The 22,815-nt window shown below is 64.7% G+C and carries 23 protein-coding genes; 8 read left to right on the top strand and 15 right to left on the bottom strand.

The features are described from left to right. Window positions 1–43: 43 nt before the first annotated feature. A complete protein-coding gene (locus AC1DJT_RS12995; RefSeq protein ID WP_476834190.1) occupies window positions 44–1,717 on the bottom strand; it encodes a formate--tetrahydrofolate ligase in 1,674 nt (557 codons plus the stop codon). 180 nt (window positions 1,718–1,897) lie between these two features. Here AC1DJT_RS12995 and AC1DJT_RS12990 point away from each other — a divergent pair, with 180 nt between their 5' ends. After that, complete coding sequence (locus AC1DJT_RS12990) at window positions 1,898–2,497, top strand: dioxygenase family protein (RefSeq protein ID WP_476768935.1); 600 nt, start codon at window positions 1,898–1,900, stop codon at window positions 2,495–2,497. 36 nt (window positions 2,498–2,533) lie between these two features. On the opposite strand, the gene AC1DJT_RS12985 is transcribed toward AC1DJT_RS12990, so the two are convergent. Both AC1DJT_RS12985 and AC1DJT_RS12980 read right to left on the bottom strand, forming a co-directional pair. Then, the gene (locus AC1DJT_RS12985) at window positions 2,534–3,220 is read right to left on the bottom strand and encodes a glutathione S-transferase family protein (RefSeq protein ID WP_476834189.1); all 687 of its coding nucleotides are present in this window, start codon (window positions 3,218–3,220) and stop codon (window positions 2,534–2,536) included. A 37-nt stretch (window positions 3,221–3,257) separates the two neighbouring features. Beyond that, window positions 3,258–4,001 (bottom strand): haloacid dehalogenase type II, encoded by a 744-nt coding sequence (locus tag AC1DJT_RS12980; protein WP_476834188.1) that lies wholly within the window; start codon window positions 3,999–4,001, stop codon window positions 3,258–3,260. 116 nt (window positions 4,002–4,117) lie between these two features. Between AC1DJT_RS12980 and gpmI the strand changes: the two genes are divergently transcribed. Then, window positions 4,118–5,632 carry a 2,3-bisphosphoglycerate-independent phosphoglycerate mutase gene (gpmI, locus tag AC1DJT_RS12975; RefSeq protein ID WP_476768932.1) on the top strand — a complete coding sequence of 505 codons (1,515 nt, stop codon included), beginning with the start codon at window positions 4,118–4,120 and terminating at the stop codon, window positions 5,630–5,632. 14 nt (window positions 5,633–5,646) lie between these two features. On the opposite strand, the gene AC1DJT_RS12970 is transcribed toward gpmI, so the two are convergent. The 5 genes from AC1DJT_RS12970 to AC1DJT_RS12950 form a co-directional block, all read right to left on the bottom strand. Further along, the gene (locus AC1DJT_RS12970; protein WP_476834187.1) at window positions 5,647–6,159 is read right to left on the bottom strand and encodes a hypothetical protein; all 513 of its coding nucleotides are present in this window, start codon (window positions 6,157–6,159) and stop codon (window positions 5,647–5,649) included. A 28-nt stretch (window positions 6,160–6,187) separates the two neighbouring features. Further along, complete coding sequence (locus AC1DJT_RS12965; protein WP_476834186.1) at window positions 6,188–6,547, bottom strand: hypothetical protein; 360 nt, start codon at window positions 6,545–6,547, stop codon at window positions 6,188–6,190. 171 nt (window positions 6,548–6,718) lie between these two features. Beyond that, window positions 6,719–7,285: an NUDIX hydrolase gene (locus AC1DJT_RS12960; RefSeq protein WP_476768929.1), complete on the bottom strand. Its 567-nt coding sequence runs from the start codon at window positions 7,283–7,285 to the stop codon at window positions 6,719–6,721. Next, window positions 7,282–8,322 carry a DUF3616 domain-containing protein gene (locus AC1DJT_RS12955; RefSeq protein WP_441488245.1) on the bottom strand — a complete coding sequence of 347 codons (1,041 nt, stop codon included), beginning with the start codon at window positions 8,320–8,322 and terminating at the stop codon, window positions 7,282–7,284. The genes AC1DJT_RS12960 and AC1DJT_RS12955 overlap by 4 nt, the downstream gene beginning before the upstream one ends. Before the next feature lie 557 nt (window positions 8,323–8,879). Next, window positions 8,880–9,608: a glutathione S-transferase family protein gene (locus AC1DJT_RS12950; protein ID WP_441488246.1), complete on the bottom strand. Its 729-nt coding sequence runs from the start codon at window positions 9,606–9,608 to the stop codon at window positions 8,880–8,882. Window positions 9,609–10,021: 413 nt separating this feature from the next. Here AC1DJT_RS12950 and AC1DJT_RS12945 point away from each other — a divergent pair, with 413 nt between their 5' ends. Further along, window positions 10,022–11,299 carry a carboxylate-amine ligase gene (locus AC1DJT_RS12945; RefSeq protein ID WP_476834185.1) on the top strand — a complete coding sequence of 426 codons (1,278 nt, stop codon included), beginning with the start codon at window positions 10,022–10,024 and terminating at the stop codon, window positions 11,297–11,299. A 137-nt stretch (window positions 11,300–11,436) separates the two neighbouring features. Here the strand turns inward: AC1DJT_RS12945 and AC1DJT_RS12940 are convergent, their stop codons facing one another. Together AC1DJT_RS12940 and AC1DJT_RS12935 are read right to left on the bottom strand one after the other, a co-directional pair. After that, complete coding sequence (locus tag AC1DJT_RS12940; protein WP_476768927.1) at window positions 11,437–12,210, bottom strand: SDR family NAD(P)-dependent oxidoreductase; 774 nt, start codon at window positions 12,208–12,210, stop codon at window positions 11,437–11,439. A 13-nt stretch (window positions 12,211–12,223) separates the two neighbouring features. Next, window positions 12,224–12,607: a hypothetical protein gene (locus AC1DJT_RS12935; RefSeq protein WP_476768926.1), complete on the bottom strand. Its 384-nt coding sequence runs from the start codon at window positions 12,605–12,607 to the stop codon at window positions 12,224–12,226. A gap of 30 nt (window positions 12,608–12,637) precedes the next feature. Here AC1DJT_RS12935 and AC1DJT_RS12930 point away from each other — a divergent pair, with 30 nt between their 5' ends. Further along, window positions 12,638–13,330 (top strand): TetR/AcrR family transcriptional regulator, encoded by a 693-nt coding sequence (locus AC1DJT_RS12930; RefSeq protein WP_476834184.1) that lies wholly within the window; start codon window positions 12,638–12,640, stop codon window positions 13,328–13,330. A 28-nt stretch (window positions 13,331–13,358) separates the two neighbouring features. Here AC1DJT_RS12930 and AC1DJT_RS12925 read toward each other — a convergent pair whose 3' ends face one another. Next, window positions 13,359–14,339, bottom strand: a complete 981-nt coding sequence (locus AC1DJT_RS12925; protein ID WP_476768924.1) for a LysR family transcriptional regulator — start codon at window positions 14,337–14,339, stop codon at window positions 13,359–13,361. A 142-nt stretch (window positions 14,340–14,481) separates the two neighbouring features. Here AC1DJT_RS12925 and AC1DJT_RS12920 point away from each other — a divergent pair, with 142 nt between their 5' ends. Together AC1DJT_RS12920 and AC1DJT_RS12915 are read left to right on the top strand one after the other, a co-directional pair. Beyond that, on the top strand, window positions 14,482–15,900 hold the full coding sequence (locus AC1DJT_RS12920) for an MFS transporter (RefSeq protein WP_476768942.1): 1,419 nt from the start codon (window positions 14,482–14,484) through the stop codon (window positions 15,898–15,900). Between the two features lie 161 nt (window positions 15,901–16,061). Then, the gene (locus tag AC1DJT_RS12915) at window positions 16,062–16,577 is read left to right on the top strand and encodes a DUF2721 domain-containing protein (protein ID WP_476768923.1); all 516 of its coding nucleotides are present in this window, start codon (window positions 16,062–16,064) and stop codon (window positions 16,575–16,577) included. Window positions 16,578–16,637: 60 nt separating this feature from the next. Here AC1DJT_RS12915 and aceB read toward each other — a convergent pair whose 3' ends face one another. After that, window positions 16,638–18,239: a malate synthase A gene (gene aceB, locus AC1DJT_RS12910; RefSeq protein WP_476768922.1), complete on the bottom strand. Its 1,602-nt coding sequence runs from the start codon at window positions 18,237–18,239 to the stop codon at window positions 16,638–16,640. A 175-nt stretch (window positions 18,240–18,414) separates the two neighbouring features. Between aceB and AC1DJT_RS12905 the strand changes: the two genes are divergently transcribed. Next, window positions 18,415–18,933, top strand: a complete 519-nt coding sequence (locus tag AC1DJT_RS12905; protein WP_441488254.1) for a GNAT family N-acetyltransferase — start codon at window positions 18,415–18,417, stop codon at window positions 18,931–18,933. A 10-nt stretch (window positions 18,934–18,943) separates the two neighbouring features. Here AC1DJT_RS12905 and AC1DJT_RS12900 read toward each other — a convergent pair whose 3' ends face one another. The 3 genes from AC1DJT_RS12900 to ygfZ are packed head-to-tail and all read right to left on the bottom strand — an operon-like array spanning window position 18,944 to window position 21,047. Then, window positions 18,944–19,540, bottom strand: coding sequence for a YfbR-like 5'-deoxynucleotidase (locus AC1DJT_RS12900; protein WP_441488255.1), 597 nt, complete (start codon window positions 19,538–19,540; stop codon window positions 18,944–18,946). 2 nt (window positions 19,541–19,542) lie between these two features. After that, window positions 19,543–20,166, bottom strand: a complete 624-nt coding sequence (locus AC1DJT_RS12895; RefSeq protein WP_476834183.1) for a DNA-3-methyladenine glycosylase I — start codon at window positions 20,164–20,166, stop codon at window positions 19,543–19,545. Next, window positions 20,163–21,047, bottom strand: a complete 885-nt coding sequence (gene ygfZ, locus AC1DJT_RS12890) for a CAF17-like 4Fe-4S cluster assembly/insertion protein YgfZ (RefSeq protein ID WP_476768920.1) — start codon at window positions 21,045–21,047, stop codon at window positions 20,163–20,165. Before ygfZ ends, AC1DJT_RS12895 begins: the two co-directional genes overlap by 4 nt. A 97-nt stretch (window positions 21,048–21,144) precedes the next feature. On the opposite strand from ygfZ, the gene AC1DJT_RS12885 reads away from it, so the two are divergent. Beyond that, entirely contained in the window at window positions 21,145–22,482 is a 1,338-nt protein-coding gene (locus tag AC1DJT_RS12885) for a dihydroorotase (RefSeq protein ID WP_476776060.1), read from the top strand. Window positions 22,483–22,815 lie beyond the last annotated feature (333 nt).

The following is a 22,815-nucleotide window of genomic DNA, read 5'->3' as shown; positions in this document are numbered from 1 at the left end:
GCTAGAAATCACCCGTGCGAGTGTCCAATCCAGCCGCAAAAGCTTAGAAGAGGCCTTCGATCTGTCCTTCCGCATCGATATGGATGCGTTCTGCGGCGGGCTCCCGGGGCAGACCGGGCATGGTCATGATGTCCCCGCAGATCGCGACGACGAAGCCGGCCCCGGCCGAGAGGCGAAGTTCACGAACCGGAACGATGTGGCCCGAGGGAGCGCCGCGCAACGTGGGATCGGCCGAGAAGGAGTATTGGGTCTTGGCCACGCAGACGGGAAGGTGTCCATGCCCGGCAGCTTCGAGTTCCGCGAAGCGCGCGCCGACCTTGGCGTCGTGGGAGATGCCAGCCGCGCCATAGATCTMTTCGGCAATGGTCTGCAGCTTGTCGCGCAACGGCATGGCATCTGGATAGRGCGGCGCGAAATCCGCCTCGTCATCGTCGGCCAGTGCGGCGACCTTGCGCGCCAGCTCCTCTGCGCCCGCGCCGCCTTCGGCCCAGTGCCGGCAGATCACGGCTTCGACGCCAAGATGGTTGCGGCAATAATGGCGGATCAGCTCATGCTCGGCATGGGTGTCGCTGTCGAAATTGTTGATCGCGACGATCGGCGGAACGCCGAATTTCCGGATGTTGACGACATGGCGCGTCAGATTGGAGAGCCCGGCTTCGAGCGCCTTCAGGTTCTCCTGGCCGAGCGCATCCTTGGCTGCGCCGCCATGCATCTTCAGCGCGCGGACGGTCGCGACCACGACAGCCGCGGCCGGCTTGAGGCCGGCCTTGCGGCATTTGATGTCGAAGAACTTTTCCGCGCCGAGATCGGCTCCGAAGCCGGCTTCGGTCACGACATAATCGGCGAGCTTCAGTGCGGCGCGCGTGGCGATCACCGAGTTGCAGCCATGGGCGATATTGGCGAAGGGGCCGCCATGGACGAAGGCGGGCGTTCCTTCCAGGCTCTGCACGAGATTCGGCATGAGCGCATCCTTGAGGAGGACGCTCATCGCGCCGGTCGCCTTCAGCTCGGCGGCAGTGATCGCGCGCTTGTCGCGGCTGCGGCCGACCACGATGCGGCCGAGCCGGTCCTCGAGATCGGCATGGTCGCGAGCGAGGCAGAAGATCGCCATGACTTCCGAGGCGACAGTGATGTCGAAGCCGTCCTCGCGTGGATAGCCGTTGCCATTGCCGCCCAGCGACGACACGATCTGCCGCAAGGCGCGATCATTCATGTCCATGACGCGGCGCAGCGCGACATTGCGGGCATCGAAGTCGAGCGCATTGCCCCAATAGATATGATTGTCGACCAGCGCAGCGAGCAGGTTGTGGGCGCTGGTGATGGCGTGGAAGTCGCCGGTGAAATGCAGATTGATCTGTTCCATCGGCACGATCTGCGCATAGCCGCCGCCGGCGGCCCCGCCCTTCATGCCAAAGCAGGGACCGAGCGACGGTTCGCGCAGCGCGATCATGGTACGCTTGCCGAGGCGAGACAGGCCGTCGCCGAGGCCAACCGTCGTGGTGGTCTTGCCCTCGCCGGCGGGCGTCGGGCTGATCGCCGTGACGAGGATCAGCTTTCCATTTGGACGCTGCTCGAAATCCGGGATCGCGGCGCCATCGATCTTTGCGATGTACTTGCCGTAGGGATGAAGGGCCTCTTCGGGAATCCCGACCCTTTCGGCGATGCTGGCGATGGGCGTGAGTTCGGTTGCGCGGRCAATTTCGATATCGGTCGGCATACGGTTTCCTTCGCCGCGTCGCGACCCAGACCGGAGCACGCGGAATCGGCGGTCACAGTGCCGTGAAACGGGCCATTCTGCCACTGCTTTCCCGGAACGCTGCGTCCATATTTTGGCACGGCTCCGGTCTTCACCCCAAGGGGAGGGGCACCAAACTGGGATCCGGGATGGGAGTGCGCGATGCCGCAAATTGGGTTCAACCGCCGTGATCTCGTCGCTTCCGCGCTCGCTGCGGCCGGGCTCGCGGCGCTGTCTCGTCCCGAACCTGCCCGGGCCCAAGGAGCGGAACTTCCGATGACGCCTGCCTGTGAGGGTAGGGCGGCGGTTACCAGTCGCCAGACCGAGGGGCCGTATTTCACGCCGTCCTCCCCGCTCAAGCGGGATCTGCGCGGAGATGGGCCAGGCGAGATGCTGGTGCTGTCCGGTTTCGTGCTGACGCCGCAATGCGGCCCGGTCGGCGGAGCCCTGGTCGATCTCTGGCATGCCAATGCGAGCGGCGACTATGACAATGCGGGCTTTCTCTTCCGAGGCCACCAGTTCACCGACGCGCAGGGCCGGTACCAGTTCATCACCCGCATGCCCGGCCTCTATCCCGGCCGGACACGACATTTTCATGTGAAGGTTCGGGCGGGACAGGGGCCGGTCCTGACGACCCAGCTCTATTTCCCGAGCGAGCCCGGCAATGCGCGCGACGGTATCTTCGATCGCGCGCTGCTGATGGATATCCGCGCTGCCGAAGGTGGGCGTCTCGGCCGGTTCGATTTCGTGATCGCGGCCTGAGCGAACCGGCGTGAGCCGGCCCGCTCGGGCTTTGGCTCACGCGACGAGATGGGCGTTCTGCGGGAACAGGAACTTGCGCGCTTCCTCGTCGAATTCCGTCTTGAAGGCGAACTGATCCTTCAATGCCACCGCGCGCTGAGCGGCGGGGCGAGCGGAAATCTCATCGAGATGGYGCTTGACGTTGGTCAGCTTGCCGAAGGCCTCTTCACCGAGCGCGAAGGCCGCGCGCGTCGACCAGCCCCAGACCGACATGTCGATCAGCGTGTAGCTGTCTCCCAGCATGTAACGATGCTTGCCGAGCTGGTCGTTGATGATGCCCCAATGTCGTTCGGCCTCGCGCGAGTAGCGGTTGATTGCGTAGGGGATCTTCTCAGGCGCAAAACGGGTGAAATGCACGGCCTGTCCACAATAGGGGCCGATGCCGGTGGCGACGAACATCAACCAGGAGAGCATCTGGCCTCGTGCCGCCGGTGTGCTCTCGGGGAGGAACTTGCCGGTCTTCTCCGCGAGATAAAGCAGGATCGCGTTGCTATCGAAGATCGTGACGTCGCCATCAGTCAGGGCTGGCGTCTTGGCATTGGGATTGATCGCCAGGAACTCGGGCTTGAACTGGTCGCCACGCCGGGTATCGAGCGGCACCATCTCGTAGGGCAGCCCGGCTTCCTCAAGGAAGAGCGCGATCTTCGCGGGGTTCGGCGACGGATGATAGTAGAACTTGATCATCGATTGGGTCTCCTGGCGCAGGGTGATCGAGCGGGTCTTACCGCTGTTTCGTCGCGTAGGCTGCAAGATCCGTCAGCCTGGCGATAGTGAGGTCGGCGCCCGCCCCGAGCCGTTCCGGTTGCATGCGCAGAGCCTTGAACAGTGCCGTGGGGCCGATCCCGCCGGGGGCCGCCAGCTCGGCGCGCAAGGCCGAGGCGGGAATGCGCTCGATGCGCGCGACGGTGAAGCCGTAGGCTTTGGCGCCGGCGATATCGAAACCGTTGGAGGAAACGAAGAGGATCTCCTCGCGAGCAAGGCCCAGTCGCTTCTCTACCAGCTCATAGCCGCGGGGGTCCGGCTTGTAGACGCCGATCTCGTCGACGCTGATCACGGTTTCCAGCAACTTGTCGATTCCGGCCTGGGCGACGAGGCGCTTCAACATGGCCGGGCTGCCATTCGAGAAAATGGCGAGGCGGAAGCCCGCAAGCTCCTCGAGTGCCTGCTTTGCCTCCGGGTAGAGCGCGAGCGCGTCATAGGCTGCCGCAATTCTGGCGATCAGATCGGGCGTCGCCACCAGCCCGAGTGTCGCCAACGTGAAGTCGAGCGAGTCGCGCGTGACCGTCCAGAAATCCTCATAGCGGCCCATCAGCGCCCTGAGCCAGGTGTACTCGAGCTGCTTCAGCCGCCAGATCTGGGTGATCGTTTCGCCATGGCCGGGAAACGCMTCGTCAGTGACGCCGGCAACGGATTGGACGTCGAACAAGGTGCCATAGGCGTCGAAAACGAGGGCTTTGAGCGCCATGGGCGGTTCCCTTGCCGCGGGATCGGGGATCGGTGCTTCTTCTTAGCACTCGCGTTGGCGGCGCGGTGCGTGATATCCGCACAAGCAGTTTTTCCTTGATGCCCACAGGTTGCCGCATGTCGAACCGCCCCGTGATGCTGATGGTCCTCGATGGCTGGGGCTGGCGCGAGGATGAAACCAGTAATGCGGTGAAGCTGGCGAACACGCCGAATTTCGATCGCTATTGGGCCAGTGCGCCGCGCGCTTTCCTGAAGACTTCGGGGCTCGATGTCGGCTTGCCGGAAGGCCAGATGGGTAATTCCGAGGTCGGCCATCTCAATCTCGGCGCCGGGCGCGTCGTCCTGCAGGACCTGCCGCGGATCAACCAGGCGATCCAGGACAAGTCGATCGCGCAGGCGCTGGACGCGACCGGGCTTGTCGCGAAACTCAGGGATACAGGGGGCACCTGCCACCTGCTAGGCCTCGTCTCGCCCGGGGGGGTGCACGCCCATCAGGATCACGCCGTGGCGCTGGCCCGGATTCTGACCGGGCAGGGTATCCCGGTCTGCGTCCATGTCTTCACGGATGGACGAGACACCCCACCGCAATCGGCGGCAGAGTATGTACGCGATTTCGCCGCGGCCCTGCCGAAGGAGGCTGTGATCGGCAGCCTGTCGGGCCGTTATTTCGCGATGGATCGCGACAATCGCTGGGAGCGCGTCGAGCAGGCCTGGCGCGCCATGGTGCTGGGCGAGGGCAAGGCCTTCGCGACGGCCGGGGAGGCGGTCGCCGGCGCCTATGCGGAGGGCGTCAATGACGAGTTCATCGTTCCAACCGTGATCGCTGGATATGCCGGCATGCGGGACGGCGACGGGTTGCTCAGCTTCAATTTTCGCTCGGACCGGATTCGCGAGATTCTGGCCGCGGTACTCGACCCGGATTTCACGGGCTTTACTCGGGCTCGCGTGCCGAAGCTTTCCAGGGCGGTCAGCATGACCTCCTACAGCGCCGAACTCGACAAGATCATGCCGGCGCTGTTTCCGCCGCAGACGCTCTCGAACGGTCTCGGAGAGACCGTCGCCAAGGCAGGGCGGATGCAGGTCCGCATGGCAGAGACCGAGAAATATCCGCATGTGACCTATTTCTTCAATGGTGGCGAAGAGCGCCTCTATCCCGGCGAGGACCGGGTGATGGTGCCGTCTCCCAAGGTCGCGACCTACGATCTGCAGCCCGAAATGTCGGCGCCGGAGCTGACGGACCGCGCCGTCGCGGCGATCACTTCGGGGCGATATGATCTCGTCGTGCTGAACTTTGCCAATCCCGACATGGTTGGGCATACCGGAGTGCTTTCGGCGGCGATCAAGGCGGTCGAAACCGTCGATGCGGGCCTGGGCCGGATTGCCAAGGCAATCGAGCAGATGGGGGGTGCCCTGCTCGTCACGGCCGATCACGGCAACAGCGAGCTGATGGTCGATCCGGTGACCGGCAAGCCGCATACCGCCCACACGACGTTTCCGGTGCCCGTGATGCTGATCGGTGGCGATGCGAAGGCGTTGGCCGATGGCAGGCTCGCTGATGTCGCGCCGACGCTGCTGGCATTGATGGGGCTAAAACAGCCGGACGAGATGACCGGCCGCTCGCTGCTGCGCTGACCAATGCAGGCTGATCAGAAGCTGTAGGCGGCTTTCACCTTGACGGGATGCTGGCTGAAATTGGTGAGGTCCCGATTACGGGGTTCACCCTTGGCCTTGCCGGCGACCTGGATATTGTAGGCGGCCGAGAGCGCGAGCTGTTTCGTCGCCTGCCAGTAGATGCCGGGGCCGGCGAATGTGGCGTAGCCCGCTTCGTTGCCGAAGCCGAGATCGTTGTAGCGCCGCAGATGGCGGACCTCGCCGCTGACATAGAGGCCGTCGACGACCTGCCAGGCCAGTGATCCTGAGGCCGTAAAGGTCGAGGAGCGCCCATAGGGGGCGGGGCCGGTCCAGGTCATGTCCTGGGAGAGATTGAGCGCGGCATAGAGCTTGCTTGGCACCAGCGCCGTGTMGGCGAAGAGACGGATGCCGGTATTGAAAGTGGTGAAGCGGCCGGCGCCGTCGGGATCAGTGCGGTTGACGCTCGGATCGAGCACCACCGTCAGGCCGATGCCGTGCAAGTCACGGCCGAGCAGGCGGTATTTCATCTCGACGCCGGCACCATTATTGCTTGAATTAGCACTGATCCCCCCTTGCCGAAGCATTGGTGTAGCCACCGAGCAGATAGGGGCCGATCTCGAAGCAGGAGAAGAGCCCATAGGAGCCCTGGAGCTGCGCGCCGTGGGCGTTCGACCGGCCACTGCGCGCGCCGAAGGCGCCGCCATAGGTCAGGCTCGGCCCGAACGAACCGAACTCCGCCACGTCCGAACCGGTTGTGAAGCCGAAAGCGTCGGTCGGGATGCCTTCGCTCTCGGCGCAGGCTGAGAGCGTCGGCTGGGCGGCAGGCACGCTCTTGCGGGTAGGCAGGTMGGTTGCCAAGGCGTTGGCGGAAAGAGCGCTCAGGGCAAGGGCAGCGGCGGCAATCTTCGGCAGCATCGGTCAGTCCTCGGGTATCGATGCCCCAAGATCGATCAGATGCAAATGATTTGCAAGAGCGTTAACTGGCCGCCAGAGTTGCGGGGAGAATCCTCGCGAAATTGGTCGGGAATGGCGAGACTGCGCCGGCTTCCCAAAATATAATAAAGTTACATCTTTGCAGCGACACTGCTATCGCACCGCAACCGAAGCGAGGCGGGCCGCAACGAGCGGCGCAATGCCGGCGAGTTCGGCGGCAGGCTTCCAGGCTGCGGCGTGAACTTCCTCGAGCTGCGCGACGAGCGGCACCGCGGGATCGGCGACGAAGAGATATTGCAGATCGTGATGGATATGGTCCGGCTCTCCGCGCGAGGGTTTTCCGGGGACGTCATGGCTGTCGATGACGAAGGGCAGATCGTCGCCGCGATGCCAGGGATGCAGGGCAAGCCTGCTGACTCCGGTCTCTTCGATGGCCTCGCGCGCAGCGGAAAGGTTGAATGCTTCGGCCTCTTCGTAATGGCCGCCAGGCTGCAGCCAGCGACCGATGACGACATGGTCGATCAGCAGTACCTGGGCGTGGTCCGGCGACAGGACGATCGCACTGGTCGTGACATGGCCCGGAAAGGTGTCGCGCTCGTCGAGCGCATGGCCTGCGGCAATCTGCCAGCGCAACAGCGACAGATGCTCACGCCGCGAGGCGACCTCGGCGCGATAGCGCGTCACTACGCCCTCAAGGCGAGACCGGAAGGAAATAGTCATGGCAGTTGCAGCTCGTATTCCTGGAATCGACCATTCTTGATGCCGTCATAACCGATCAGGAAGCGCAGGCGACCAGGCCTTTCCTCGAGAATGGTCACGACCTCCGCCTTGGCATCCTTGGGCGGTGCAAGTGTGCCGAGATCCCTCGGTGACTGGGGCGCGGCAGGGTCAAGCAGCAGCAGGCCATAGGGAACGTCCTGTTCCTGCGCAGGGCCGACCAGGACCAGCAGGCGTCCGTCCCGCAGTGCAGCAAGGTCGCGCACGCCGCGATTCGGGCCAGCCGGGAAAGCGATCACAGTCGGAGTGCCCTGCGCGGGTTCATTGCCGGGCGCGAAGAGCTCGTCCGGATTTGTTTCTAGCAGGAAGGCGCGACCGTTCTGCGACGGCGCCCGCAGCCCGATCCAGAGCCTGTCATGAGCGGTCGCTATGCCTTCGATGTTCAGGCCGTTGCCATCCGTCAGGGGCTTGCCGAAAAAGGGCGCAACCTCGCCGGCACGACGCAACAGATCACTCAGGCGGTAGGTCAGTTCAACCTGGCCGATGGGGGTGCCGGCCGTATCGACCTTGACCCGCGCGAGCTGGAACGACGAGAGGCGAAACTCGCTGCTGCTGCGCGAGCAGCCATGCGAACCGGCGATGTAGAAATAGGGCGCGGCGTAGGCGACCGCCTCGCCGTCGAACTCGCCATAACCGCCGATCGTCGGACAAGGAGACGCGGGGATCGCGCCGAGCGCGGTCGGGGAGGGGCTGTCCCCGATCAGCTCGACCACGCCGGCAGGCTTGATGCGCCCCTTGGTCAGGATAGCGAACTGGGCCGAGCGGTTCTCGTCATTCGCCAGGAGGCAGCGCCGCTCCTCGCCATTCGCCGGCAGGCAGGCCAGGCCGCTGACATCCTTGGCTGCCTTGTCGGGCTTCTTGCCAGCAAAATCCTCGGTCGCTTCGACATTGCGGACGGGCTTCAGCGTCTTGGCTGACGCCGGTAGCGCGAGCAGCAGCGCTGTGGCGAGAGCAGTCGACGTCAAGGCAAGGCGAGGCATGGCAGGGTTTCCGGTTGCCGCGGGATTGAGCGCGTCGCGCCCGGTGCTGTCAAAGCATTAGTCCGCATCATGCACATTCGGGGCCGGYCAGGCTCGCCCTTGTGTGCGATTGACGTGCTTCTCGCACTCTCACCGCGCTCGTCGCGGCAGACAGCCGGAATCCAGTCGAGCCCCGCCCCGGCGACGGAGGGCGGAGCCCTTGCCGTTCGGAATGCGAGGACTATCTAGCGCGGGTTCACCGAGACCCTTTCTATGCTGCCCCTCGATTTCCCTGTTCCCGGCGTCTTGAATTCAAAAGAGATGCTTATCGCAGAGGCCATCCACGCCCGAGCATGGGAAACTGTAAGAAGCGACCCAGATCTTGCCGGAGATGAGGCCGAAGCTGCGAAGGCGAGGCTTGGAGGGATCGTGGCTCGTTTGATGTCAGATCCTTCCAGATCGGTCGGCGACCTCGCCGCTGCAGCAGTCCGGGCCTTCAACGAAAGCCCCCGCACGCCCTGAGCGGAGAGGGGGATTGCGCGCCACCACCCATGGCGCGCAGTCAGTTCTCATGCGTCTCAGGCCGCGAGTACGCCGTCTGCGTTGCGCAGGACATCGGCGAGCGGAACGAGACCCTTCATCGCGCCACTGCCTGCCGCCTGTTTGCCGTCCTCGATGGCTACCGCGAAGCGAAACGCGGGATCGGCTTCGATGCGCTTGCGCAGCGCCAGGATGCGGGGATAGTCGCGTGGGTCGACGGCCTTGTGGAAGTCCACCCAGCGCGCAACGCCGGCAAACACCGCATCGGCCAGCGTCGGTCTGTCGCCGAGCAGGTAGTCGCTGTCGCCGATCATCGCCTCGAGTTGTTCATGGCGCTCGGCGACAAAGCTGCGGCCGAACTTGCGCAGCGTTTCGCGATACTCCTCCGTTACACCTTCCGCTTCCAGCGCCACCCACATCGGGACGAACGCACCGGTGAAGCCGGTATTGAGGAAGGCGACGTATTGATGCAGCCGGTCGGCCTCCGGCGTGCCGGGTTCGAAGCTGATGCGGCGGTCAAGGTCGCGCGCCTCCAGCCACAGGGCGATCGCCATCGTCTCGGTGAGGACACGGCCTTCGCCGGTGATCAGCACGGGCGTCTCCACGCGGCCGTTCAGGCGCTTGTAGGCGTCGGTGCGCATTTCTCCCAGCATATCCACCCTGGTGAGGCGATAGGGCTGGCCGAGCCATTCGAAGGCGGTCACCAGCCCTGCGGAACTGCCGAGCGGAAAGCCGGAGGTGAGGATCGGTTCAGATATCGGGTTCATGTCGTTTCTCCAACGTCGATGCGCTGGATATGCGGATGTGGACGCCCGACCTGTAGATTGGCAATGGTGGACTCAGCGTCTACTCTCATAGACTTTGAGCGAGCGGCTCGCCTGCGCTGGGTTCATCGTCTGGAGAGCTGGCCTTCAAGGACCGCAGGGGCGCCGGCGTCTCGTTGTTGCGATCGCGTTCGCCAGTTCCTTCGTGCGAGCGGCAGCAGCCGTTCTCGAAATCCCGGCTCGTCCTTTGATCTCCCGTGGACGGAATGCCACTGCCTGGTCCTGTCCTGCGCGCCTCTTTCTGCTTCAGCGAAAGCAATTGCTGGTGATTGCCAGCCTAGGGTCTCCGGGAGTCGCTCCCAGGAAGGCCMTCCCATGCTGTCTGCCACACTCGATCCCGTTCAAGCCCCGCGCACATGTCAGATGACGCCTCGCTCTTCGGCGTCCCTGGGATGAGGCCGCTCAATGCGTTCGAAGGGTTCGGAATCGAGATTGAATACGCGATCGTCGGAACCGCCGATCTGGAATGCCGCTCCATTGCAGATATCGTCCTGGCGCATGCCGCCGGCACGGGCGCCGTAGCTATGGAGCGAGGCTTGATCGGCTGGTCCAACGAGTTCGTGCTTCATGTCCTGGAAGCGAAGAATCTCGCTCCGGCGGCCAGATTGGAAGACCTCGCCCAGCCCCTGCAACGCGAGGTCATCGCATTGAACAAGACCCTTCTGGGCCACGGAGCGCGCCTGATGCCGACGGCAATGCATCCGTGGCTGGATCCCCGATATGATGCTCAGCCGTGGCCGATTGATCCCCACGGAATCTACCGCACCTATCAGCGCATCTTCGAAACCAGATCGCATGGGTGGACCAATCTGCAGAGCGTCCATCTCAATCTCCCCTTTGCCGACGACGATCAATTTGCGCGGCTCCACGAAGCGATCCGTCGCGTCCTGCCGATCATTCCAGCATTGGCTGCAAGCTCGCCCATTGCCGACGGCCAGCGCACCCCCTACCGCGATTTCCGCATGAGGGCCTACGGAGCCAATGCGAAGGCCTATCCCCTGATCAACGGCCTGATCATTCCCGACACCGTCTCCAGTCAACGCGCGTACGAAGACACGATTCTCGAGCCGATCTCTGCCGTCATGGCGTCTGCAGATCCCGGCGGAATCCTCAGGCACCCCTGGCTCAATGCCAGGGGCTGCATCCCCCGCTTCGACCGAAACACAATCGAAATTCGGGTCATCGATACCCAGGAGTGCCCCGAAGCCGATCTCGCAGTTGCCGCCGCTGTCGTTGGAGCAGTTCATCGCCTCTACGGCGATCTCCAGCGCCTCAGCGGCGACATGGCCACCGAGGAGCTGGCCCGGATATTCGACAGCTGCGTGATATCCGCCGAGGACGCCATGATCGATGATGGGGCCTATCTCAGGCTGTTCGACTATTCCGGTCAGTCCTGTCGCGCCGGCGATCTCTGGCGGCACATTCTGGAGAACATGGATGACAGCTCGGGCATTGATCCAGCGCGCTGGACACCAATCTGGGCAACCATCCTGAAGCATGGCAGCCTTGCCCGCCGGATCGAGGATGCAGTGGGTGCCAGCCGCCCGTCACGTGAGCGATTGGCCGCGGTCTATCGCGATCTCTGCGACTGTCTCCAGCAAGGCACCATGTTCGCGCCCGACAGGGACAGCTGAGACGCATACAGGCGACCGAAGCGCCCCAACGGGCTCAATGCGAGTCCTTGTCCAAGGGCCTTCTTGGGCGGGGCAGGGGGGCGAGGCGATCGCTTGCCAGCCCAACTGGCCTGGTTCGCCGGCTTTGGCGCCGGTGATCAGTGCATCAGCCGTCCGCCGGCGATGTCGAGGGTTGCGCCGGTCAACCAGCCCGAACTCTCCGAAGCGAGGAACAGCGTGGCCGCCGCCACGTCTGCCGACGAGCCGAGCCGCCGGACCGGATGAGCGAGGACCACCTGCGCCCTGACGGCGGGAGGCATGTGTGTTGCGGTCCGGTCGGTCAATACGGCCGATGGTGAAATGCAGTTCACGCGCACGCTGGATGGCCCGAGGTCGTGTGCGGCTTGCTGTGTGAGCATGATGACGCCGGCCTTGGCGACCCCATAGCCGAGCGGCGCCTGCGAAGGCGCGCGGCCGGCTGTCGAGGCCATGGTGATGACGGCGCCGCCGCGGCCCTGCTTGAGGCTTGGCAGGAAGGTTTTGAGCGTCAAGAACGTGGCGGTCAGATTGTGATCAAGGCTGGAGTGCCAGTCCGCCTCAGTCACATCCTCCAGCGCAACGGGCCTGCTGGTCCCACCTCCGGCGAAGGCGGCGAGAATGTCGAGCTTGCCGCGCCGTGCAACGAACGCGGCACGCGCGGTCTCCAACTCGTCGTGCCGGGTGCAGTCGATCCGGACGGCGGCATGCCCGTCGGAGATCGCCTCCAGGGAGCGCAGCACCGTGTCGAGCCGGGGTTGGTCGCGGCCGGCAACCGTTACGGAAACCCCGTTATGCGCCAGCCAACGCGCGGTTTCGGCGCCGATCCCGCCGGAGCCGCCAGTGACCAGCGCCGTTTTGCCGGCGAGGTCGGGGAAAGTCGGGATGTGTGACACGGTCGACGGTTGCTCAGACATAGCGTGCGACCGTCATGCAGATCACGGTTACGAGCAGCAGCCCGGCTGAGATCCGGTAGAGGAGACCCAGCCAGGGCGCAGCTTGGCCGGTCCTGCGCAAGCCGCGCAGCACCCCGAGCGCCTGGATCACCAACGCCGCCACCGAGGTGCCGGCGCCGAGCGCAAGGAGCATTTCTGCGTTTCCGACGTTCCCGGCATGGATGAAACTCCACAGGAGCGCGCCAGAGATCATCGCGACGACGGCGGCACCGAACTGCGGGCGGAAGAGGCGGGCGACGTCGTTTGCACCAGTACGGGCCAGCACGAATGTCGTGCCGGCCCAGAACACCGAGGAGAGAACGTGCATGGCGATGATACTGATCAGGAAGGGTTCCATAGGCTAGGCTCCGAAACAGCGCCCGTTTGAATGGGCAAAATTGGATATACAATCCGTATAGTCATGAGTCACGAGAGAACGTCAAGGCCCTATTCGAGTGCCAAACGAGAGGCCAAAACCGCAGAAACGCGCGGCCGGCTCCTCGCTGCGGCAGCGGCATTGCTTCGGGAGCCGGCTGGAAGGACGCTCTCGCTAGAGGCCGTGGCGGCCGCGGCGGGCGTGACTCGACTGACCGTCTACAATCAGTTCGGCTCGCGACGTGGGCTGCTGGAGGCGACCTTCGACGCCCTGGCGGCTGCCGGCGGGATCGCTGATCTTGCAGACGCAATGGCCATTTCTGACCCGAAGGAGGCCTTGGCGGCGCTGGTCACGGTGTTCTGCGGCTTCTGGAGTTCCGATGACGGACTGGTTGGGCTGTTCGCGACAGCGGCCGGCGACACCGAACTGACGGAGAGCCTGGCAGAACGCAATGAGCGCCGTCGGCTGGCGCTGGCCGCGCTCGTGCGCCGCCAGGGTGGGCGCGACGAGCAACTGCAGCGCGATGCCGTCGACCTGCTCTTCGCGCTGACCAGCTTTGCCGTGTTCCACATGCTGCGGTCCGGCGGGCGCGAACCAGATGCCATATGCGCACTGCTTCAACCGCTTTGCGACCAGGCTCTGCGGGGCAATGATGGCGCGCTGAACCTGTCGCCGCGGGGGCCCGGTGTCTCAGCCGGATTGTGACAGGGCGGCTGCTGCTGCCATCGGGACGTCAGTAATCGGGCAGGAGATCAGCCTGCGGGCGGCGCCCTCGGTTGTTCCCTGTTTCAGCCGGCACCCCACCCATATCATCGGGCGAATTCTGCATCCCGCAGACCCGGCGGACGCATTCGCGCAGCCAGCGGTGCGCAGGATCGGCATCCAGCCTGGGATGCCAGAGCAGGGACACGGAGATCTCAGGCACAGAAACCGGCAGCGGAAAGGTGACCATGCCGTCGCGCAGGGTCCGAGTGTGTCGTTCGGGCACAATGGCGACGAGATCGGATCCACGCGCGAGCGAGAGCGCAGGCGAGAAGCCGGTGACGATCGTGGCGATGTCTCGCCGCAGTCCGATCGCCTCCAGCGCGTCGTCGATCGGTCCCTTGTCGAGACCGCGCCGCGAGACGAGGATCTGCCGGCCAGCAGCAAAGCGATCGGCGGTGATCTCGCCTGTGGCCAATGGATGTCCCCGCCGCACGACCCCGACGAAGTGATCCGCGAACAGCGCCCGCGTCCTGATTTCCGGACTCTGCGCCGCCCCGATGACACCGGTTTCGAGATCGACACTGCCTTCTCGAAGCAGCGTACTATCCTTGTCCAGCTTCTGGACGAAGCGGAGCCGTATGCCGGGCGCTTCCGCCTGGATGTGCGCGATGAGTTCAGGCCCAAAGGCCTCGACGAAGCCGTCGCTCGCCCGAACCGAGAAGGTCCGGAGAAGCCGTTGCAGATCGAGCGCCTCGGCCGGCCGCAGGATCGCCTCCGCTTCCTGAACGAGCGGACCGACGCGCTCCCGCAATTCCAGTGCACGCGGCGTTGGTACAAGGCCGCGCCCCGCCCTTACCAACAGCGGGTCGCCGATCGTCTCGCGCAGCCGCGCCAGGGCTCGGCTCATCGCGGACGGGCTTAGCCGCAGGCGCCGGGCAGCGCGGGCCACGCTGCCTTCGGTGAGAAGGACATCGAGGGTGATGAGCAAGTTGAGGTCGGCTCTCGTCATGCTGGCAAGACTAGCACGGCTCGCCAGCATGACATGGCGTCAAATGCACTGAATCAGTGCAAATGCTGCGTCTTCCGCCAGGTGTCATATGTGGCTACCTGCTTCGAACAGTGCTTCGGAGCCCCCCACGATGATGAAGGCTATGCTTGACCCGCCGTTCCCCACCGAAGCCCCGACGGCCCAGCGTGGCGCGCCTCGTTTGGCTCTCGCCGGCCTATCCCTCTGCATGTTGCTGTCCTCGCTTGGCACCAGCATTGCCAATGTCGGCCTGCCGGCGCTGGTGCAGGCCTTCGCAGCCTCCTTCCAGCAGGTGCAGTGGGTGGTCCTCGCCTATTTGCTTGTCATCACCACGTTGAGCGTCGGGGTCGGACGACTTGGCGATCTCGTCGGACGCCGCTCGCTTCTGCTGGCCGGCATAGCCCTCTTCACAGCGGGCTCGGCGGGGTGCGGCCTTGCTTCCGGCCTCGCCGGCTTGATCGCCGCGCGGGCGGTGCAGGGGGCGGGCGCCGCAGTCATGATGACGCTGAGCCTGGCCCTTGTCGGCGATGCCCTGCCGAGGGACCGGACCGGCAGTGCCATGGGGTTGCTCGGCACCATGTCGGCGGTCGGCACGGCACTCGGCCCCTCGCTCGGTGGTGCTGTCATCGACGGCTTCGGATGGCGGGCGATATTCCTTGTCACTGTCCCGTTCGGCGTCGTTGCCTTCATGATCGCCTTGCGGAGCCTTCCGGTCGATCGCCTCGAGAAGAGGGGAGACAAGCCGCGCTTCGATATGCTCGGCACGCTGCTGCTGGCCGCTGCGCTGGTCGCCTATGCGCTCGCCATGACCTGGAACCGCGGTGCATTCGGCTTGCTCAATGGCGGGCTCCTGCTAGCCGCAGCAGTCGCCGCGCTCCTGTTCGTATTGGTACAAGCGCGGGTCGCGGAGCCCCTGATCCGGCTCTCGATGCTGCGCGAGCCCGGGCTGCGGAAAGGCCTCGCCACAACCGCGCTGGTCGCGGCGGTGATGATGACAACACTGGTCGTTGGCCCCTTCCATCTCACCATGGCGCTCGGCCTCGATGCATCGGGCGCTGGCCTGGTCATGGCGATCGGGCCGGTTGTCGCGGCGCTCTCGGGCGTACCGGCTGGCCGCTTGGTCGATCGGTTCGGCGCGCAACGCATGAGCTTGGTGGGCTTGGCCGCCATGGCCGTCGGATCGCTTCTCTTCGCGCTCATGCCGCTGCAGATCGGGATTGCGGGCTATGCCGTTCCCCTGATCGTTCTCACCCCAGGCTATGCGCTGTTCCAGGCCGCCAACAACACGGCCGTGATGCGAGAGGCTGGTCCGGAAGGGCGCGGGCTTGTCTCCGGGATGCTCGGCCTCGCCCGCAATCTCGGCCTGATCACCGGTGCTTCGGTGATGGGTGCGGTGTTCGCTCTCGCCGCGGGGACGGACGGCAGCGCGGTCGCATCTCCGGACATGGTCGCGACCGGATTGCACGTCACCTTTGGCCTGGCTGGAGCAATGATCGTCATGGCCCTTGCCATCGCGAGCCGCTCGGGCACTCCCGCTGCTTGAGGATGGAATCCGGCTGCGCTCGGGCTGAGGTTGGTGCCGCGACATGAATGAGGATCCGTCGGGGCATTTCCATTGTCACCAGCGGATAGCCGTAGACAGGCGCGTCGGCCGCGAGTTTCATGAATCCACGCTCTAACCACGCATGATCGCTTGGGCCCGGGATGGGATTGGGGGCTGTCTATCGCACCCGGTTGGTCAATTCGCTCGGCGGCCGACGGCGTTCGCGACGAGGCGAAGAAACCATGATTCCTGAGCTTCCGTCCGTGAACCAGCTTTCATTGGTCATCAGCCAGGCTGCCGCACCAGCATTCCTGCTCGGCGCGGTCGTCGGCCTGATATCGGTCCTGATCAGTCGCCTGGAGCGAATTCTCGACCGGTCGCGCATGTTGAGCAGCCTGCAGGGCGAGGGGCCTGTCGTTCACGAACTCAAGGCTGATCTCCCCCGCCTCGAGCGGCGAGCCCATCTGATCAACAGCGCGATGCGTCTTGCCATCTCGAGCGGTGTTTCGACGATCCTGCTGATGATGCTCGCGTTCATGTTTGCGTTCGTCGGGTCGGCCCATGAACGGGGTGTGGCCGTGCTCTTCATCGTGGCTGTTGGGCTCTTCGGCGCTTCGCTTGTCCAGTTCCTGCGCGAAATCAACGTCGCCTTGCGACGGAGCGATCATATCGCTTGATCCGCATCGCCGGGGCATAGGCAACGACCGGCGCCGCCCAGGCGGCGCCGGTCGTTGGACTCAACCGAGCTTGTCGTACGCCGGGACGGTAAGGAATTCCTCGAATTCAGGCGCGAGCGAGAGGGTCGAGAACAGCTCGATCGCCTCCGGGAAACGGCCCTTTGCGTAGTTTTCAGGCCCGACCTCGCCCTTCACGCGCTCCATCTCCTCGGTGAGGCAGCGCTTGAAGAGATCCGCGGTGACGATGGTGCCTCCGTCAACGGTGACGCCGTACTGGATGAACTGCCAGATCTGGGCACGGCTGATCTCGGCCGTCGCGGCATCCTCCATCATGTTGTAGATCGGCACCGCGCCGCGGCCGCGCAGCCATGCTTCGAGATATTGCACGCCGATGCGGATGTTCTCGCGGAAGCCGGCCTCGGTGCGCGTGCCCTCATGGACCTCGAGCAGTTGCTCGCGGCCGACGGAGACGTCCTCGCGCTTCTTGTCGAGCTGGTTCTGCTGCGGCATCAGCCGGTTGAAGACCTCCATCGCCACCGGCACGAGATCGGGATGGGCAACCCAGGTGCCGTCATGGCCGTCGCCGGCCTCACGCTCCTTGTCGGCCCGGACCTTGGCGAAGGCGGCCTCGTTGGCGGCCGGATCGTTCTTGACCGGGATCTGCGCCGCCATGCCGCCCATGGCGAAGGCGCCGCGGCGGTGACAGGTCTTGATCAGCAGCAGCGAATAGGCCCGCAGGAAGGCCTTGGTCATCACCACCTGCGAGCGATCGGGCAGGACGAAGGCCGGGTTGCGGGCGAGCTTCTTGATGAAGGAGAAGATGTAGTCCCAGCGGCCGCAGTTCAGCCCGGCCATGTGATCCTTCAGCTCATAGAGGATCTCGTCCATTTCGAAGGCCGCGGGCAGGGTCTCGATCAGGATGGTGGCCTTGATCGTGCCGGTCTTGAGGCCAAGCGCGTTCTGAGCGGCGACAAAGACATCGTTCCAGAGCCTGGCCTCGAGATGGCTCTCGAGCTTCGGCAGATAGAAATAGGGGCCGGAGCCCGCAGCCAGCGCCGCCTTGGCATTGTGGAAGACATAGAGGCCGAAATCGACCAGCGAGCCCGAGGCGATTTCACCGTCGATCTCGATATGGCGTTCCGGCAGATGCCAGCCGCGCGGGCGGATGATCAGAACGGCTGGCTTGTCCTTGAGCTTGTAGGCCTTGCCGGTGGTCGGCTCGGTGAAGTCGATCCGGCCGGCCCAGCGATCCCTGAGATTGATCTGGCCTTCGACCATATTGGCCCAGACCGGAGAGGAGGCATCCTCGAAATCGGCCATGAACACCTTGGCGCCGGAGTTCAGCGCGTTGATGATCATCTTGCGGTCGACAGGACCGGTGATCTCGACACGACGATCCTGCAGATCGGCGGGAATCGGCGCCACCTTCCAGTCGCCTTCGCGGATATGCCTGGTCTCGGTCAGGAAATCGGGCGTCTCGCCGGTATCGAAGCGCTTCTGGCGCTTCTTGCGCAAGGCGAGCAGGCGCTTGCGCGTCTCGTTGAAGCGGCGCTGCAAGTCGGCAACGAAGGCGAGCGCATCATGGCTCAGGATCTCGTCGAAGCGCGGACCCATTGCGCCCTTGATGACGACACCCTTCGGCAGGGTCTTGGTGTCCGACATGGCGGTCTCCTTCGCATTCGGCAGGGATGAGGTGAGGCGCAGTATCGGAGGAAATCGCTTTCTCCTGTAGCCGCGGGAATGCTTGATGACTTTTGCCAAAATAGAATAAATCGGCATTCACCCTCTGTCCGCTTGCGTGCAATATCGGAGCGCGGAAAGGCAGGACGGATCGACGATGACCAAGGTAGCAGGATCTCACTGGCGGACCATGACCGTGTCCGATCTCGACGCTGTCGTCGCAGTGGCGGCCGAGGTTCATCCGGATTTTCCGGAGGAGGCCGCCATTTTCGCCGAGCGGCTGAAGCTGTTTGGCGATGGCTGCCGGGTCCTGGACATGGGGAGCGGGATCGCCGCCTATCTGCTCAGCCATCCCTGGCGCGAGCTCGAGCCCCCAGCCCTGAACGCGCCGCTCGGCGCGCTGCCGCCCGCTCCCGGGACCTTCTACATCCATGATCTCGCGCTGCTGCCGCAGGCGCGAGGCACCGGCGCCGCTGTCCTGGCGGTCGCGGATGCACTCAGGCTCGCTCAAAAGTTCGGGCTGCCGAGCCTGTCGCTCGTCGCGGTCAATGCCTCTGTCGGCTTCTGGGGCAAGCAGGGTTTTTCGGTCGTCGTCGACCCGCGGCTCGAGGCCAAGCTTGCGAGCTATGGCAGCGATGCGCGTTTCATGATGCGCCCGGTCGCCGGGGCGGATTGAGCCGAGATCGCTAAACGAGGGCCTGAAAGCGCTCCAGGAAGCGCGCTTGCGCGAGTTCGGTCGACAGTGGCCTCAGCCAGTCCGTGACCTCGCGCGGCAGCGGCTTCGGCCGGCCAAAGAAGATCAGAGCTTCCTCGCGGTCGAAATCGGCGAGTTCGGTCGCCTCGAGGAAAGCCGAGATCTTGTCGGCGTCCTTGGTCTTCCGCGCCAGCATGGCGGGCGTCGCCGCCGGCAGACCGAAGCGCAGATGGATCGCGGCAAGCAGGCGGAGCTCGACGCTCTTATAGGCGTCGCCCATCACCACCTTGAAGGGCGAGATCATGTCGCCGATGACATATTCCGGAGCGTCGTGCAGCAGCGCCATCAGCCGCCAGGGCTTTGACCAGTCCGGATTGAGGTGGCTCGCGATCGCCTCGACCAGCAGGCAGTGCTGCGCCACCGAGAAGGAATGCTCCCCACGCGTCTGGCCGTTCCAGCGCGCGACGCGAGCCAGACCATGCGCGATATCCTCGATCTCTATATCGAGCGGGGAGGGGTCGAGCAGATCGAGCCTCCGGCCCGACAGCATGCGCTGCCAGGCGCGGGGTGGAAGCGGCGCCTTGGCCATGCTCAGGCCGGAACGCGGATGTCGCGGGCGAGCACGGCGCATTCCTCGTAGCGGAAACAGCCGGTCAGATGGTCGTTGACCAGTCCGCAGGCCTGCATGAAGGCGTAGACGATGGTCGGGCCGCAGAAGGTGAAGCCGGCGGCCTTCAGCTCCTTGGAGATCGCCTTGGAGACCGCCGTCTCGGCCGGCACCTCCTCATGAGTCCGAAAAGCGTTCTGGAGGACGCGGCCGTCGAGATGGCGCCAGAGGAAATCCGAGAACTCGCGCCGTTCGCTGATCTCGAGATAGGCGCGAGCGCTCTTGATCGTGCCCTCGATCTTGCCGCGATGGCGGACGATGCCGGCATCGCCGAGCAGCCGCTGGACATCGGTCTCGGTGAAGCGAGCAATCGCCTCCGGCTCGAAACCGGCGAAGGCGGAGCGAAAACTGTCGCGCTTGCGCAGAATGGTGATCCAGGCGAGGCCAGCCTGAAAGCCGTCGAKGATCAGCTTCTCGAACAAGGCGCGCGAATCATATTCCGGCACGCCCCATTCGGTGTCGTGATAGGCGAGATAGAGCGGATCGGTCCCCGGCCAGATGCAACGGAACTTGCCGTCCGGGCCTTCGACTGCTGCGCGTCCGCTCATGCTGCTGCTCCAAAACCGGGCTCGCCGGGGAAGGGGAAGCGGATAAAGTCCGGCTTCGCCAGGGTAAAGGCCACGCCGCCGCCTTCGAGTCTTTCGCCCGCGGCCATGGCGTCGGCGACACGGTCGAGCCGCAGCATGGCGAGCCCGCGCCCCTTGGCGCAGGAACCGATGCGGCCGAGCACCTTGCTGCCGGCGGTCGCCTCGACGCCCATCTCGGGAACCAGTCCCTCGGTAAAGACCACCGGCACGATGCGGGTCCGGGCGGTGCCGCGATGCTGCATGCGCGACACCACCTCCTGGCCGATATAGCAGCCCTTCTTGAAGGAGACGCCGCCAAGCTGGTCGAGCAGCGCCTCATGCGGAAAGGTGTCGCCATAGACGAAATCCCTGCCGCCATCGGGAATGCCGAGCGCGATGCGCCTGGCGTGGTAGGCATCGGGTTCGGCGCTGGCGAGCGAGCCGACGTCGTTGCGGTCAGTGATCGCGCGCTCGCCGAGCGCCGGCAGGCGCGGGTCGGCATAGACGAGGCCGGCATCGTCGGGGAGCGAGAAACCGCCGCTCGATGCGACCACGGTGGCCACCTCGGTGAGATCGTCKAGCGCGACCTTGGCGCGCAACTTGTAGAGCTTCAGCCGCTTCATCAGATCGGGAACCTGCAGGAGCGGCACGTCGAGGAGAAAACCTCCGCGTTCCTCCTCCGGCACCGCGACCACGAGAAAATCGCTGATGATCTTGCCTTGCGGTGTCAGGAGCGCGCCATAGCCGGCATGGTCCGGCGTCACCACGTCCATCTCGTTGGTGACGATGTTCTGCAGGAAGTCGCGCGCGTCCTCGCCACTGACGCGAATGACGCCGCGATCGACCAATCGGGTTGCAGGCATGGTGAAGCTCGTTTCTGATCGCTGCCAAGGGCTGGACGCGGGTCCGTTCGATAGGTAGGCCGCTTCAGCCTCATCCTCAACCAGCAGGACGCCTCCGATGCCGCAGAGCTATGATGTCATTCTGAAGGGCGGCACCGTCGTGAATCACGATGGCCGTGTCCAGCGGGATCTCGGGATTACCGGCGGCAAGATTTTGGCGCTCGGCGATCTGTCGCAGGCTTCCGCAGGTGAGACGGTCGATTGCCGCGGCCTGCATATTCTGCCGGGCGTCATCGACAGCCAGGTGCATTTCCGCGAGCCGGGGCTCGACCACAAGGAGGATCTGGAGACCGGCTCGCGCGCCGCGGTGCTCGGCGGCGTCACGACCGTCTTCGAGATGCCGAACACGATCCCTCAGACCACCGACGAGGCGTCGCTGGCCGACAAGGTCAGGCGCGGTCGGCACCGGATGCATTGCGATTTCGCCTTCTGGGTTGGTGGCACGCATGAGAACATTGCCGATGTGCCGGAGCTGGAGCGCCTGCCGGGTGCGGCGGGCATCAAGGTCTTCATGGGTTCCTCCACCGGCTCGCTGCTGGTCGAGGACGACAAGGGCGTCAGTGAGATCCTGAAGCGCACGCGCCGCCGCGCCGCCTTCCATTCCGAAGACGAGATGATGTTGCGCGAGCGCATGGGCCTGCGCGTCGAGGGGGATCCGTCGAGCCATCCGGTCTGGCGCTCGCCCGAAGTCGCCCTGACCTGCACCAGGCGACTGGTGCGGATTGCACGCGAGACCGGCGCGCGCGTTCACATCCTGCACATCTCGACCGGCGAGGAGATGATCTTCCTCAGGGATCACAAGGACGTCGCGACCGTCGAGGTGCTGCCGAACCATCTGACGCTGGTCGCGCCGGACTGCTACGAGCGGCTTGGCACCTATGCCCAGATGAATCCGCCGATCCGCGACGACAGCCATCGCCGGACGATCTGGTGGGGGCTGGAGCAGGGCATCGTCGACGTGCTCGGCTCCGACCATGCGCCGCATACGCATGAGGAGAAGCATCATGCGTATCCTGCGAGCCATTCCGGCATGCCGGGCGTGCAGACGCTGGTCCCGATCATGCTCGACCATGTCAATGCCGGGCGGCTTTCACTGGAACGGTTCGTCGATCTGACCAGCCATGGCCCGCAACGGATCTTCGGGCTCGAGGGCAAGGGGCGGATCGCGGCGGGCTATGATGCCGACCTGACCATTGTCGACCTGAAGCGCCGCGAGACCATCACCAATGACTGGATCGCCTCGCGCTGCGGCTGGACGCCCTATGACGGCGTCACCGTGACCGGCTGGCCCGTCGGCACCTATGTCCGCGGCCGGAAGGTGATGTGGGAGCGCGAAGTGGTGACGCCTGCGCAGGGCGAGCCGGCGCGCTTCCTGGAGGCGCTGCCGCGCGGCTGAACTTTTTTGCGCGATCGTGTCGATCGTGCGCTGCCCCGTTCGACGTATTGGCGAGGAGCAGGGGGAGGCCGCAGGTCGTTGCGGCTTCCCCTGAGCTCCTGACAATCGCGCGGGGGCACGGCTCCCGCCCAACGGGAGATCCGAAGATGCGAAACGTCGTTGCCGCCACATTCCTGTCCCTAGATGTTTGATCCCGGGCTTTGATGGTGCAGTCTTTTCGCGTGAGTGGAAGGAGGCGCTATGGGCCAGGTTCACCATGGGAGCGCCACGACGACAGAGGCGGTTCGTCGAGCGATACAGCATAGTCAAGAGAGCCTGAGGGCTCTGGCGAAG

Source organism: Allobosea sp. 05T422_2 (assembly GCF_056396265.1).
The sequence above is the reverse complement of the archived record's forward strand: the minus strand, read 5'-3'. Positions and strand labels throughout refer to the sequence as shown.